General features: G+C 38.7%; 14 protein-coding genes. 5 read left to right on the forward strand and 9 right to left on the reverse strand.

Going from position 1 to position 14,753, the window contains the following annotated elements; translation table 11 throughout:
- Nucleotides 1-58: 58 nt before the first annotated feature.
- Nucleotides 59-406 carry a hypothetical protein gene (locus AC5YD2_RS10585; protein ID WP_496126295.1) on the reverse strand — a complete coding sequence of 116 codons (348 nt, stop codon included), beginning with the start codon at nucleotides 404-406 and terminating at the stop codon, nucleotides 59-61.
- A 206-nt stretch (nucleotides 407-612) separates the two neighbouring features.
- The gene (locus AC5YD2_RS10590) at nucleotides 613-1,281 is read right to left on the reverse strand and encodes a LysE family translocator (protein ID WP_496126296.1); all 669 of its coding nucleotides are present in this window, start codon (nucleotides 1,279-1,281) and stop codon (nucleotides 613-615) included.
- A 135-nt stretch (nucleotides 1,282-1,416) separates the two neighbouring features.
- On the opposite strand from AC5YD2_RS10590, the gene AC5YD2_RS10595 reads away from it, so the two are divergent.
- Nucleotides 1,417-1,887: an Lrp/AsnC family transcriptional regulator gene (locus tag AC5YD2_RS10595; protein WP_496126297.1), complete on the forward strand. Its 471-nt coding sequence runs from the start codon at nucleotides 1,417-1,419 to the stop codon at nucleotides 1,885-1,887.
- Between the two features lie 86 nt (nucleotides 1,888-1,973).
- Here the strand turns inward: AC5YD2_RS10595 and AC5YD2_RS10600 are convergent, their stop codons facing one another.
- Together AC5YD2_RS10600 and AC5YD2_RS10605 are read right to left on the reverse strand one after the other, a co-directional pair.
- Nucleotides 1,974-4,118 carry a 3-hydroxyacyl-CoA dehydrogenase NAD-binding domain-containing protein gene (locus tag AC5YD2_RS10600; protein ID WP_496126298.1) on the reverse strand — a complete coding sequence of 715 codons (2,145 nt, stop codon included), beginning with the start codon at nucleotides 4,116-4,118 and terminating at the stop codon, nucleotides 1,974-1,976.
- An 11-nt stretch (nucleotides 4,119-4,129) separates the two neighbouring features.
- On the reverse strand, nucleotides 4,130-5,335 hold the full coding sequence (locus AC5YD2_RS10605; protein ID WP_496126299.1) for an acetyl-CoA C-acetyltransferase: 1,206 nt from the start codon (nucleotides 5,333-5,335) through the stop codon (nucleotides 4,130-4,132).
- A 205-nt stretch (nucleotides 5,336-5,540) separates the two neighbouring features.
- Here AC5YD2_RS10605 and AC5YD2_RS10610 point away from each other — a divergent pair, with 205 nt between their 5' ends.
- Nucleotides 5,541-5,816: a hypothetical protein gene (locus tag AC5YD2_RS10610; protein WP_496126300.1), complete on the forward strand. Its 276-nt coding sequence runs from the start codon at nucleotides 5,541-5,543 to the stop codon at nucleotides 5,814-5,816.
- A gap of 70 nt (nucleotides 5,817-5,886) precedes the next feature.
- Here AC5YD2_RS10610 and AC5YD2_RS10615 read toward each other — a convergent pair whose 3' ends face one another.
- Both AC5YD2_RS10615 and AC5YD2_RS10620 read right to left on the reverse strand, forming a co-directional pair.
- A complete protein-coding gene (locus AC5YD2_RS10615) occupies nucleotides 5,887-6,102 on the reverse strand; it encodes a cold-shock protein (protein WP_496126301.1) in 216 nt (71 codons plus the stop codon).
- A 406-nt stretch (nucleotides 6,103-6,508) separates the two neighbouring features.
- A complete protein-coding gene (locus tag AC5YD2_RS10620) occupies nucleotides 6,509-7,519 on the reverse strand; it encodes an AraC family transcriptional regulator (protein WP_496126302.1) in 1,011 nt (336 codons plus the stop codon).
- Nucleotides 7,520-7,726: 207 nt separating this feature from the next.
- On the opposite strand from AC5YD2_RS10620, the gene AC5YD2_RS10625 reads away from it, so the two are divergent.
- Both AC5YD2_RS10625 and AC5YD2_RS10630 read left to right on the forward strand, forming a co-directional pair.
- A complete protein-coding gene (locus AC5YD2_RS10625; RefSeq protein WP_496126303.1) occupies nucleotides 7,727-8,845 on the forward strand; it encodes a CaiB/BaiF CoA transferase family protein in 1,119 nt (372 codons plus the stop codon).
- A gap of 172 nt (nucleotides 8,846-9,017) precedes the next feature.
- Nucleotides 9,018-10,013, forward strand: a complete 996-nt coding sequence (locus tag AC5YD2_RS10630) for a DUF2804 domain-containing protein (protein ID WP_496126304.1) — start codon at nucleotides 9,018-9,020, stop codon at nucleotides 10,011-10,013.
- 62 nt (nucleotides 10,014-10,075) lie between these two features.
- Here AC5YD2_RS10630 and AC5YD2_RS10635 read toward each other — a convergent pair whose 3' ends face one another.
- Nucleotides 10,076-10,951, reverse strand: coding sequence for a metal-dependent hydrolase (locus tag AC5YD2_RS10635; protein WP_496126305.1), 876 nt, complete (start codon nucleotides 10,949-10,951; stop codon nucleotides 10,076-10,078).
- Between the two features lie 198 nt (nucleotides 10,952-11,149).
- Nucleotides 11,150-12,025 carry a metal-dependent hydrolase gene (locus AC5YD2_RS10640; protein WP_496126306.1) on the reverse strand — a complete coding sequence of 292 codons (876 nt, stop codon included), beginning with the start codon at nucleotides 12,023-12,025 and terminating at the stop codon, nucleotides 11,150-11,152.
- A gap of 169 nt (nucleotides 12,026-12,194) precedes the next feature.
- Here AC5YD2_RS10640 and AC5YD2_RS10645 point away from each other — a divergent pair, with 169 nt between their 5' ends.
- Nucleotides 12,195-13,235: a helix-turn-helix transcriptional regulator gene (locus tag AC5YD2_RS10645; RefSeq protein WP_496126307.1), complete on the forward strand. Its 1,041-nt coding sequence runs from the start codon at nucleotides 12,195-12,197 to the stop codon at nucleotides 13,233-13,235.
- A 125-nt stretch (nucleotides 13,236-13,360) separates the two neighbouring features.
- On the opposite strand, the gene AC5YD2_RS10650 is transcribed toward AC5YD2_RS10645, so the two are convergent.
- Nucleotides 13,361-14,710, reverse strand: coding sequence for a Na+/H+ antiporter NhaC family protein (locus tag AC5YD2_RS10650; protein ID WP_496126308.1), 1,350 nt, complete (start codon nucleotides 14,708-14,710; stop codon nucleotides 13,361-13,363).
- Nucleotides 14,711-14,753: the final 43 nt, after the last annotated feature.

The raw sequence follows: 14,753 nt of genomic DNA on the forward strand, positions 1-14,753 counted from the left end.
GAGTCTAAGTATAAAAAAAGAGCTTATCAATAAGCTCTTTTTTATTAACTGAAATTTATTAATGACTATGTTCTTTGCTTTCCGCTAGAGCTTGATCATTGTCAGACATTGCTGCATGTTCTTCGGCAGTCATTTTGTGATCCGCTGCAGTGGCATGTGCATGTTGAGATGCTTGCTCATGTTCTTTTTTCTGTTGTTCAGCTTCAGCTAATGCTTCTTCAGACATGACTGGTGAGTTTTTAAATGCATGTTGATGCGTTGCTTTATTCTGTTGGCTTGGCATATAGTCAGGCTCATTGGTCACTGCCAAATAGAAGAAGCCCATAAAGAAGCAACTTAAGATCACGGCAATGATTAAGGCTTTCCAACCCCAAGGTGATTTTTCAGGAGAAGAATGATCAGTCATAGGTCTGTACCAAGCGATAAGAAGACAATTCGTTAATGTAACTTTATAACACAAAATCAGCAGTGATAACTTTAAAATTGATAAAACCCTATAAATATTAAGGTATTTATAATGATAATCAAAGATAAAAAATCTATGGATTATGATGAATAAATTTAAATGCTTGATTAAATTTAAGTGTATGAAATAAAGATTTATTTTTGATATTAAACCCGAATAATCTGTAGGTAAATTAAAGCAATACCCATTGTCGTCATGGCGATTGCCATAAATTTCATCAAATAAGTTTGGAAATGAGGTTGGTCTAATAGCGCTTTCATTTTCAAAGCAGAGAAAATATATAAAGCACCGACAAGGGCTAAAGTGAGTATCGTACTCAAAACTAACATCATCATAAAAGATAGACTGAGTGATAAGTGTGTACCAAAAATCGAAGGCAACAATGCTAAATAGAATGTGATGGTTTTCGGGTTACTTAAAGTAATGGCTAAGCCAACGACGTAATCTGAATGAAGCTTTTTATTTGATTGTTGATTGTATCGTTGCTTAAGTTGATCTGCTTGCAATTCTGAGGAGAGTGGAACTTGTCGGAAATGCCACAATTTCCAAGCAATATAAAATAAATAAATACATGCCAAGATGATCAGAATTTTACTGAGCATAGGGTCAATGAATTGATTGATAAAATTCAATCCTGATAAGGCAATCGTCAGATAGATCAAATCCCCTGTAATGAGTCCTAAAAGCATGAATAAGGCATTTTTATAATGATGGGTTAAGGTTTTAAAGAGCAGTCCGAGCATTCCTGGGCCAGGAATAAGTGCTGCGATTGAGAGCGTGATGACATAGGGAATAAGATCGAGAAAATAATTCATACTGGTTTTATAGGCTAAAGATTTGGAATTATTTTGTTTTAAAATTAGAGGTAAAACTGATCTATTTATTTCTATATTGGCTATATTTAGGGTATAAAAAATAATATTTATAATAAATTAAGGTTAAATTTTCCAATGAAAATCGATAAGACGGATGAAAGCATCCTGAGAATTTTACAGCAGGATTCAAGGACGACGAATCAACAGCTTTCAGAAAACATAGGAATGTCTGCATCACCCTGTTGGCGCCGAGTAAAACGATTAGAAGATGAAAAATTGATACGTGGATACGGCGTTCTCTTAGATCGACGAAAACTAGGTTTAGGTGTCATGGTCTTTATCCGAGTTTCTATTGATCGGCATAGTGAAGCAGAAGCTTTAAAATTTGAAGAAGAAGTAATGCAATTAGAGGATGTTGTAGCTTGTTATAGTATCGGCGGTGATGCTGATTTTTTATTGCAAGTGGTCTCGTATGATTTGGATACTTATGCTGAATTTTCGATGTCAATCATTCGTCGATTGCCTGGTATTAAAGAAATGCAAAGTATGTTCACACTCAAAGAGATTAAGTCTTTTCAAGGTTTTCCTGTTCGTAGAAATGTTTAACCATAATGTTTAGTCATGTTTTGAGAAATCGATGTCTTCAATGATAAAAAAACCTCTCACAAGGAGAGGTCTTTTATGATAGTGATTTAGATCTTTTCACCACTTTGAGCTTTACTGATTAAAAGCTGTGGTGCTTTGAAGCGCTCACCATATTTAGCTTCTAAGGTATTTGCACGTTGCAGGGCTTTGTTTAATCCATATTGATTGAGGAACTGCAAAGCACCGCCTGTCCATGGGGCAAAACCAATGCCAAATATTGAACCAATATTACCGTCAATCACGGACTCTAAAACACCTTCTTCAAGGCAACGTAGGGTATCTAAAGACTGCACAAACAAGAAGCGATCAATCATTTCTTGCTCTGAAATATCAGTGTCTTTCTTCCAATGGCTTAAACCATCCCATAGATGCTTTTTGCCACCTTCAGGATAATCGTAGAAACCTGCGCCTGCTGCTTTACCCTTACGATCAAACTCATGAATCATACGATGAATCACATCATCAGCACCTGAGCGAGGGAGGTCTTTACCTTCAGCTTGTAATGCTTTACGTGTTTCTGACGCAACATGCTCAGATAAAGTGAGAGATACTTCGTCTTGAATCGCCAACGGCCCGACTGGCATACCAGCTTTGAGTGCTGCCATCTCAATTTTTGCTGGGTGTACACCTTCAGCGAGTAAACGTAAACCCTCTTGAACAAATGTACCAAAGACACGACTGGTAAAGAATCCACGGCTGTCATTCACCACAATAGGCGTCTTGCCAATTTGTTGGACATAATCGAAAGCTTTTGCCAAAGTTTCGGCAGAGGTTTCTTTACCTTTAATGATTTCAACCAGTTGCATTTTATCAACAGGGCTGAAGAAATGTAGTCCGATGAAGTTCTTTTGATCTTTGCTGGCTTGTGCCAAACCTGAAATAGGTAAAGTTGATGTGTTCGATGCAAAGACACCACCATCAGCAAGATAGGTTTCAGCCTCTTGAGTGACTTTGGCTTTCAACTCTTGATTTTCAAAAACAGCTTCAATAATCAGGTCACAACCTTGAAGATCTGCTGCTGAAGCCGTTGCTGTGATCAAAGACAATAATTGATCACGTTTTTCAGCGGTCATACGACCTTGTGAAACACGTTTGTCTAAAAGCTTTTGGCTATAAGCTTTGCCTTTTTCAGCATTTTCAATCGATACATCTTTAAGAACGACTTGAATGCCTTTGATGGCTGTTGAATAGGCAATACCTGCACCCATCATGCCAGCACCCAATACACCCACTTTGGTTGCTTGCCATTTTTCGACATCTTTAGGGCGACTTTCACCTGACTTGATCGCATTTAAACCATGCCAGAATGTACCAATCATATTTTTCGCCACTTGACCTGTTGCCAGATAAGTGAAATATCGTGATTCGATGGTGAGCGCCGTATCCACATCCACCTGTGCGCCTTCAACCGCTGCGGCCATAATCGCTTCAGGAGCAGGGTAACAGCCTTTAGTTTTATCTCGAAGCATGGCAGGTGCAATCGCAAGGACTTGAGCCACTTGTGGCGAAGATGGTGTACCACCAGGGATTTTATAGCCTTTCACATCAAAAGGTTGTTGTGAGGCTTTTATAGATGGGGGATTGGCTTTGACCCAAGCGATTGCTTTATCCATTAACTCTTGTTCTGAGTCAGCTGTATCTTGAATCAAACCCAAAGATTTCGCTTTATCAACACCAAATTGCTTGCCTTCCATCAGGAACGGAAACGCATTTTGTAAGCCGAGCAGGCGTACCATACGGGCAATACCACCACCACCAGGCAGTAAGCCTAATGTCACTTCAGGTAAACCAAATTTTGCTTTAGGATCATTTAAAGCAATACGTGCGTGACAACCGAGGGCGATTTCCCAACCACCACCTAAGGCTGTGCCATTTAGCGCAGCCACCACAGGGACACCTAAAGTTTCGATGTAACGAAACTCAGCTTTCATCTTTTGAATCATGCCGAAAAATTCAGTGGCATGTTCTGGCTGAGCCTGAATCAGCTCATCCAAGTCACCACCTGCAAAAAATGTCTTTTTCGCCGATTTAAAAATAATGCCACTTATATCTGTTTCTGATTTCAGTTTAGAAACGATATTTTCTAGAGCGACACGGAAATCTGCATTCATCGTGTTGGCAGACTGATTCGGTGAGTCTAAAGTGAGAATAACAATGCCATCCGCATTTTTTTCATATTGAATTGCGCTCATGATGATTCTCCTTATACCAACTCAATGATGGTTGCAATACCCATACCACCGCCTACACAGAGTGTAGCCAAACCACGTTTTTTACCTTGGCGTTCAAGCTCATCCATTAAAATACCGAGAATCATTGCCCCAGTTGCACCCAGTGGATGCCCCATTGCAATTGAGCCACCGTTGACATTGACTTTGGCAGGATCAACTTTAAGTTCTGTAATAAAGCGCATGACAACTGCCGCAAAAGCTTCATTCACTTCAAACAGATCAATATCGTCAATGGTTAAGCCAGCCTTTTCCAAAGCTTTGCGCGCAGCAGGCGCAGGACCCGTCAACATGATCGTGGGGTCTGTGCCAACCAAGGCAGTTGATAATACTTTGGCACGAGGTTTTAAACCTTGTTCTTTGACTGCTTTTTCAGAGGCAATCAGCACAACAGCGGCGCCATCAACAATACCTGATGAGTTACCAGCGTGATGAACATGATTAATTTTTTGTGCTTCTGGATATTTCTGTAGTGCAACAGCATCAAAGCCCATACCACCCATCATTTCAAAGCTTGGATTCAGTTTGGCTAAGCCTTCGGCAGTGGTGGTTGGTTTGATGAATTCATCTTTATCTAAAATCTTTACACCCGCTTTATCTTTCACTGGAACAACTGATTTATCGAAATAACCTGCGGCTTGCGCAGCGGCAGCCTTTTGTTGTGAATTGGCTGCAAATGCATCCACATCAGAGCGCGTATAACCGTCTAAAGTTGCAATCAGATCTGCACCGATCCCTTGAGGAACAAAGGTAGATTTTAGATTCGTTTCAGGATCCAGCGCCCAAGGTCCACCATCAGAACCCATGGGAATACGAGACATCGACTCAACGCCACCTGCGACTACTAGGTCTTCCCAGCCAGAACGTACTTTTTGTGCAGCAAGATTGACGGCTTCTAAGCCTGAAGCACAGAAACGATTAATCTGAACGCCTGCAACATCATCATTCCAACCCGCTGCAATTGCAGCAGTTTTCGCAATATCAGAACCTTGATCGCCAATTGGGGTGACACAACCCAACACAATATCATCAACTTTAGAAGTATCGAGTTGATGGCGTGATGCCAATTCATTCAGTAGTGTGGTAAGTAAACTAATCGGTTTAACTTCGTAAAGTGATCCGTCTTTTTTTCCTTTTCCGCGCGGTGTGCGAATGGCGTCAATGATGTATGCCTCGCTCATATGCTTTCCTTTTTTATTAAATAAAATTTGTTGTGGTGCTTCGAGTGTAATTGATCTTTTTGAGAGTGCAATGACGAGAACGGGAGAGTCGTTTGATATTTTTTGTCATTTATAAACGGATTTTAAATAACAACAGAGTGAATCGAATCGATGATGTATTTAAAGACAGATGACGGAATTTATAAGATATAAAAGGGCTAATGTGATGACAAAATCGAAAACAAAGATCATTTTAAAAATATTGCTCGGAATCATTTTATTTGTTGTATTAGGCTTTTTATTGCTGATCAGTTTTTATATTTATATGATCTACGGAATTCACCCATCTGATGAAGGAAGCGGTGGTTTAGCTTGTGAATATGATAAAAATTTTAATGTCACAAAAGCAGAAATAATGCTGATTCAAAATGGAAAAAGAGTAATGTATCAGGCTGATCCAGAACTCTGTATAAGAGAGGCAAAAGACTTCCCTCTAAACTAAAAAAACCTGATCGAAATCAGGCTTTTTTGCAATTTAAATGAACTATGTGTTCCTTAAATTTGCTTAATTCTTATAGTGCAACAATATTTACAGCATTCGGGCCTTTTTGACCTTGAGCGATGCTGAATTGAACTTGTTGACCTTCAGCTAAAGTTTTGAAACCAGAACTAGAGATTTCGCTGAAATGAGCGAAAACATCAGGACCAGATTCTTGTTGAATAAAACCAAAACCTTTAGTTTCGTTAAACCACTTTACTGTACCATTTACAAGAGTTGAATTAGACATAATAAATCCTATTGATTTTTAATAATTTTAAGTCATTAATTTGACATTGTTTTAACTTGAAAATAACAAAGAGTAGCACTTAAAATCTGAAAAAACGGAGGATTATGACTAAAACTGCGATACTTAAAGAAGATTTATAGAAACAACACTTTTTTCTAGTTAATTTCATGATACAGCAATTTTAGTATTATTCAATCAATTTATAATAATTATTTAATATATTTATATTATTTAAAAATCAATAGTGTAGGTTGCTGATTAATTTAAAGTTATCATTTTCAATGAAGGTAACTCAACATATGAGATCAGATCATTACTTTAATTATAGGTTTCAAGTCTCTATAAATTTAACTCGTAAATAAAAAAAGCCCATAGAAAACTATGGGCTTTTCATACATTTAAAAAATTAATGATAACCATGGAGTTGACGATATAAACCTGGTGTTACGCCTGTCCATTTTTTAAATGCGCGATGGAAGGTACTGGTTTCACTAAAGCCGACTTGTTGAGCGACATCTTCTAAAGTTAATGAAGGATTTAGCAATAAGTGAATCGCAGCATCACGGCGTAATGCATCTTTTACACCTTGGTAACTCTTACCTTCAGCCGCTAAGCGACGACGCAAGGTTTGAGGAGAAAGGTAAAGCATTGCTGCAACATCATTCAATGTTGGCATCTCTTCACCAATTTGGCTCTTCAATACTTCACGAATACGTGAGGTGAGAGAATTGGTGTTTTTGAATTTCACTAAAAGTTTAGCAGGTGCACCTTTTAGAAACTCTTCAAGTGTATTTTCATCTTGACGAATCGGAAGGTCTAAATAATCTGCTGCAAAGGTGATTTCTGTGCGTGCTGCATCGAACTGTAATACGGGTGCAAAGAACAAAGCATCATATTCATCGGCATGTTGCGGACGCGGATATGAGAAATGAACGCGTTCTAATGGAATACGGCGCTCGATTAACCATGATGCAAGACCATGCCAAATCATCAGCATACTTTCGGTAATAAAGTGGTCAGGATCCATTGACTTTGGAATGATTGGAACAAGACGCGCTTCGTGCTTGTCACGCTCTAAAGAAACCGACCATTCATCACCAAATAATTTATAGAACTGAGAACAACGTTCTAAAGCTTCACCCAGTGTTTTAGCATGGATCACCAATTGGCACATAATGGCAAAAGTACCCAAACGACGCGGTTGGATATCAAAACCAACGTGTTCATCTTGAGTGACCATCCATAACATTTTCACAAAACGTGTATATTGTTCTGGAGAAATTCGGGCTTTAGGTTGACGGAGAAGTTCTGCTTCAATACCAACATGGGAAAGTAGAGTATCGACATCCATGCCTAAACGCTTAACACCGGTCAGGGCTGCATTCACAAAATGGATACTGATCGTATCTCGGCTCATGTTAAATCCTTCAGTATCTTTGATATTCACTTCTACTTAACCTAAATAACACTAGAATATAAATTAGCAATTATGACTAGAGTAATTGCTCTGATACATCATAAATTGCCGAAATGATCAAGGTAAATGGCTGAACATGACATTGTTTAGCTCAATTTAAATTTTTAATATGAATGAAAAATCAACATAATCACGGATCAATAATCAATGAACGCAGCTTTAAAAGGACTCAAAGTACTCGATTTTTCGACCCTATTACCAGGGCCATTCGCCACTTTATATCTAGCGGACATGGGGGCAGAAGTCGTACATGTGGAATCACCCACACGGCCTGACTTAATCCGATTATTACCGCCTTATGCCAATGGTCAAGCGACTTCACATAGCTATTTAAATCGTAATAAACAATCAGTTACCTTAGATTTAAAAAATCCTGAAAGTATTGCGCTGATTAAGCAGAAAATATCTGAATACGATATTGTCGTTGAGCAATTTAGACCTGATGTTATGCAACGTTTAGGTTTGGATTATGCAACATTATCGGAGATTAACCCGCGATTAATTTACTGTTCAATTACTGGATATGGTCAAACAGGTGTGTATAGAAATAAAGCAGGGCATGACATTAATTATGTGGCATTGTCTGGCATCGCTGGTCATTCTGGTCGTTTGGAAAATGGTCCACCGCCGATGGGGATACAAATTGCTGATGTTGCGGGAGGCTCATTGCATGCTGTGATTGGTATTTTATCTGCAGTGATTGAGCGTCAAACCAGTGGTTTAGGGCAGTTTATTGATATTTCCATGACAGATTGTGCGGTCACTTTAAATAATATGGCAGCTGCAGCGGTTTTAGCGGGGGATGCAAAACAACAGCCTGAAATTGAACATCTTAATGGTGGTACTTTTTATGATTATTACAAAACCAGTGATGGTCGATATCTTTCCATTGGTAGCTTAGAACCGCAGTTTATGTCTGGTTTAGCAACGACTTTGGATTTACCCATTCTCTTGCAAAAAGGTGCTTCATTTGATCGTGATGAGCGTAAAGCCGTCAAAGAAGCAATACAAATGAAGATTGCTGAAAAAACATTTGATCAATGGAAAACTATATTTTCAGAATTAGATGTCTGCGTTGAGCCTGTGATGCAACTAGATGAAGCTTTAACATCAGATTTGGCCCAACAACGTGGTTGGGTTGTCAATGTACCAATGAAACTCGATTCATCTGAGACAGAACCACAGTTGGCATTTCCTATTAAATTCTCACGATCTGAAGCGCAGTATCAATTTATTGGACAGGCTTTGGGTGAGGGGAAATGGTAATAGAGCGAAGCAATGAACCTGATTTATTTTTTTTAGTTGAGCCAGTCGAGTAGCTGGCGACTAAAAAAATTAAATTGATCATTTTAGTAATTTGCTAATTTCCAAAAATCAGTAATAATGACAAAGTTCGACTAAAGTCTAAATTTATAGACGATCATTAGGCTGCTTTTAAATGGATTTAATACAAATAAATGGACAGCCCCGTTTTGGGCGGTTTGCTGAGTTGCCAAGTGCCATTACTGTTTCTAAGTATGTATATAAAACGCCTTATGGAAAAACTTTAAAAAGTTGGCGTAAGAAACTTAAATTCAAGAAGTTTAAGTTTTGTAGCATTCAACATGAACACTATAGTATTGGACTTGCGATTGCAGATATTGCGTGGGCAGGGCATGGATTTATCTATATCTATGATCATCAGACCCAACAAGTGTTAGAGTGGAATGCCATCAATGTGTTGGCTCGTGCTACGCTTGTAGATGAGCAACCTTTATTTAATCATAGTCATTTTAGTCATTCTCCCTTCGAACTCGATATTCAACATGCCAATGGCGTGCGTTATATTGCAGTAAAAAAACATGGCGAAGAACAGCTTCGTGCTCGAATTTTTTGTGCAGGTACAGACCCTTTATCGATGTGTAGTCCGACAGGAACCAATGGTTGGACCTATACTCAAAAATTAACGACTTTGGCTGTTGAAGGCTTTTTCTTCAATAAACAAGGCGAACGCATTGACTTTAATGAACGTAGTTTTGCGGCATTGGATGATACTTGTGGTTTTTTAAGACCTGAAACGGCATGGTTTTGGTTGTCTTGTAATTTCTGGGATCAACAACAAAATCGAATTGGAATTAACTTAGCATCAGGTGTAAATGAAAGCTTTGGCAATGAAAATTGCCTCTGGATCAATGGACGGATGTATCCATTGGCTGATGTATTATTTGAAGTGACCGGTGAAAATCATTGGTCCATTCGTTCTCTAGACAACAAACTCAATTTAGTGGTTGAAACGGGTTGGCGCCGTTATGAGAATCTGAATCTACGGATGGTCGGTAGTCAATTTAGCCAATGGCAATCTAAAATTACAGGACAGATTGAAACAGAAGATCAGGGTATTGTTCATTTTGATCAACAATATGGACTGCTTGAGCAACACTACGCGAAGTGGTGACTGTTTGAGATCCTAATAAAAGCTCATCTAATCAGGTGAGCTTTTTTACTTAAAAGATTAGATCAGTGAGCTGCCTGCCAAAAAGCCTCACCTGCGACTATGGGATCTTGTGTTTTCGCTAAAGTCTCCACCCAAACTTGATATTGTTGAATAATCGGATGTTGACTCGGGTGAAATTTTGGATCAAACCAATCTAAATAGTCCTGTTTTTTTAGGGTCAATATGCCTTTTTGACCAAGGAGCCATTTCAAACCTTCTTTAAACATTTTGACTCTTTCAATACGACTAAATCCATCTTGTTTTAACAAACCATGAGTTCGTTGCATGGTAAAACCAAACATCATGATCGTAACCAAAATCAGAGCGGTATACCGAACCACGTTTGAAGTTTTCGCAACATCAATCATCACATCATAAGCAACGTCGCGGTGCTCCATTTCCTCAATACTATGCCAAGCAAAAAGTCCACGAACAAAGGGATGTGCACCCTGCATGGTACTTTTTTCGCTAAAAAATGTGGTCGCCATCAATGCTGTCAAATGCTCGCATGAAGCTGTAATCGCAATATTAAAGGTGTTTGGATAACGTTTTAGGGCGTGTTTGAAACGTTGATTGACCTGTCGAATATATTTTTCAATTGGCATTCCTTGATTGATCAAAATTTTATTCATTTTGTTATGTGAAATGCCATGTTGCGCTTCTTGTTGAATGAAATCTTTCACACGACTGGCTAACTCAGGGTCTTCGATTTGATTTTGAAAAAGTCTTACACATTCAATGAAATAACGTTCTCCATCTGGAAAGGTTAAACTCAATGCATCAAAGAGTCTTGTTTTAAAAGGATCATTATCGAACCAGAAGCGCGGTACTTCATCTAAGCGAAAATCTAGATTTTTACGAACCACTGGATCGAAAGAAGGATGATTAATTGCATTCATTTTATTTTTATCGCTCAAATCAATTGAATTCAGATTATGCAAAATAAATGAAATAGGGTCTCTATCATGAAAGATCATTTTATTTATCATAATGCTCTTTATGAATACTCAACAACTCAGTGCATCGACTCAGTGTATTGAGCTTAACATGATCAATTGATTTTAAAATGTTAACCAATCAAGCACTTCAGAGCTAATTTATTTACCTGCTTGCCAAAATGCTTCACCCGCTTGGATGGGATCGTTGGTTTCTGCTAGTGTTTCCAACCAAACATTGTATTGAGCAATAATCGGATGGTGGCTTGGATGAAAATCTTGCTTAAACCATTCAGCATAAGGTTTACGCATTTTGGTGAGCATGCCATTGCTTCCAATAAACCAAGGCAGACCTTTAACAGTCATTTTCAGCCTAGATAAACGGTCAAAACCATCGTATTTGAGCATGATATTGGCACGATATGTGGTAAAGCCAAGCATTAATACCGTGGTGAATGCTAAGGCAAATTTTCGAGTCAGTTCAGGGACTCCCCCTACTTGTTTCATGACATCAAAAGCAACATCTCGATGCTCCATTTCTTCAATCGCATGCCAGGCCAATAAGGCACGGACATAGGGATGAGCATCCTGTAAGGTTTCTTTGTGACTGTAAAAAGTATCTGCCATTAATGCCGTTAAATGTTCTGCGGCAGCTGTCATTGCAATGTTATAAGCAGGGGAGCGTTTGGTGAGCTCGAATTTAAACATTTTGTTTAAAACTTTAATAAATTGATCAACAGGCATGCCTTGATTTTTCATTATTTGATTCATTTTGTCATGTGCGATGCCATGTTGTGCTTCTTGGCGGATAAAATCGGCAACGCGTTGTTGTAGGTCTGGATCAGAGATTTTGTCTCTAAACAGACGAACGGACTCAATGAAGTAACGTTCTCCATCTGGGAAAGTTAAGCTTAAAGCATCGAACATACGTGTTTTGAATGGATCTCCACCAAACCAAAAGCGCGGAATATCTTCTAACTTAAAATCGAAGTTGTTACGTACTACGGCTTCGACTGAATATTGTGTAAATGCGTTCATCTTATTTTTAGAGCATTATTGAGTTGTAGTCAGTATGGCGTCCGCTCACAACTTTGTTTTGACAGTTCTTGCCATTTTTTATACAGTTTACGACAAATCAAAATAACGAATGTTAGAATGAGAATACTGATTTGAGAAGTCAGCTTAAAGCATTGCAATGGGTGTACTGATGAAGGATATACATATTCCCAATGGATATTTTCATCTCTGGAAAACATATATCTCGCATCAACACTTGGATGCTTTGGCATTTGCAGAATCACATGGATTCAAAACACAACTATTAGAAATACTCTCGGCGCCTATTGCACAGCAATCGTCATATCGGCTTTTTGAACAGTGTATTCAGTTGACCCAACAGGCTTTAGGAATTCCCAATATTTGCTTTGACATGGCGAAATATATTAAAGCAGAGCATTTTGGTTTGGTCGGTTATATGGCTACGCGAAGCCAAAGAATTTCAGAGTCAATCGATTATATGATGCGCTTTAGTCGGCTGGTGATTGATGGCGAAGAAATTACACCGATGCAAATGAGCCATAATGGTCAAGCGCTGATTTTGAGTTGGCCCTATATTACGGATGACTATATTTTAATTAATGAATTGAATAGTGCATTTATCATAGAAATGGCACATCAAATCGTGGGTTTAAATCATTTTCCCTTGCAAAAAATTAGCTTTGCGCATCCGCCTCAAATGCCGATCTATCATTACCAAAAATTTTATGGCTGTGACGTGATATTTAATCATTCAAGATATGAATTTGAGATTAGTCTAAGCAGCTTGGATGTAGAGTTAGAACAGGCAGATCCGTCGTTGATGGAGTTACTTTTGAAACAAGCGGAAGATGCGATTGCTTCAAAACAGCATTTGAATCATGAGCATAACAGTACGAAGCACCAACTACAGATTTATATTGCAGATTATCTAAAAGCCAAACATCAAGCACCTAAAATTGAAGAAATTGCTCAACAATTGCATATTTCAGTACGAACGCTTCAAAGACAGTTAAAAATCGAGCACACCACATTCAAAGAAATTTTAGATGATGAACGTATGCAACTGTGTGAAAAATTACTGAATCAAGCGTGTAGTTTATCCGAGATTGCCAATCAGTTAGGTTATTCGGATCAGTCTGCATTGGCACGAGCATACAAAGCGTGCAGAGGGAAAACGTTGCTGCAATATAAAAAAGAGAAGACGTTCTAACCAGTTTTTGTCAGAGCTTAAATTATTAATTTAAATAAAAAAAGGCGAGTCTAAACTCACCTTTTTCGTTGCTATTGTAATGCTTAGCACTATGTTAATCATGAACCAATGGATCCAAGCTAAATTTAAGTATTCGCTGTAGCGCTGACTTGTTTAAAGCGTGGATAACGGAAAATAATTGCCAAAACTGCAAATATTGCCAACACCCAGCAGTAATAAATACTTGTAATCATTTCGACGGGTGAGAGTTTTGCAATAGAGCAGGCTAACAGAAGCTGTGCGCCGTAAGGAATCAGCCCTTGAATCACACAAGAGAAGATATCTAACAAGGCCGCGGCACGTTTTGGATCAACGCCATATTCTTTAGCAACTTCACGCGCCATATCTCCAGATAAAATAATCGCTACGGTATTATTTGCCACAAAAAGATTGGAGAAAATGACTAAGAAGCAAATGCCAATTTCTCCTGCGCGTTGTGTACCGACTTTAAATAATCGAGTCACGCTGTAAATACGCTGAATGAGCCATTCCAGACCACCTTCTTTTTGCATAATCGCAGAAAGCCCACCAAGCATCATGGACAACAGTGCGACTTCAAACATCCCCACAAAGCCATCATAAATGGAGGTATTGAGTTTTTGAATGCTGAAATCAGGTTGAACGGTGTAACCAATAAATCCAGAAATCAAAATGCCGATCATCAATACGGCGAGCACATGCAATCGACTAAAAGCCAAAAAGAACACGGCAATATAAGGAACAATCAGCCAAGGGTTGTAAGCTTTATAATCAACAGTTTGGCTGGAATTACTAAAAGCAATATAAATGATCAAAGTGATCAGGGCTGCTGGCACAGCAATCCAGACGTTGACCCGAAATTTATCACGTAATTCGACATTTTGACTGCGTGTAGCTGCAATCGTCGTATCTGAAATCATGGATAAATTATCACCAAACATGGCACCACCAATTACCGCACCAATGGAATAAAGTACATTAATTTCAGTGACTTGGCTAAAGCCAAAAGCAATCGGTGCACAGGCTGCGATGGTCCCCATGGATGTACCCATCGCTGTTGCAATGAATGCCGAGATGATAAATAGCATGGGCAGAATGAATTCAGGTGAAATAATGGATAAACCAAACTGAACTGTTGCATCAACACTACCAATCAGGCTACTGACACTTGCAAATGCTCCAGCAAGCATAAAGACCATAAACATCAGAATTAAATTGGGATGGCTTGCACCGCGGAGAAATTCTTCTATTCCTGCGTTTAATTTACCTTTGTATAGAATGACAGCCAGAATAATTGCAGGGATCGCTGCAACAGGTGCTTTGATTTGATAGAAGGCAAATTCTGTCCCAATCAGGGAGTGATAAATACCGCTGCCTAAAAAAATGGCTAAAAAAACAATAAGTGGAAGCAAGGCAAGCGCTCGAGGATGAGCTTTACCTGATGTGGGAGTCGTCATAAAAAAGTAATAAATAAGTAAACAGGGGAAGTATAAATCAGCT

It is taken from the genome of Acinetobacter sp. CY73 (assembly GCF_059515865.1).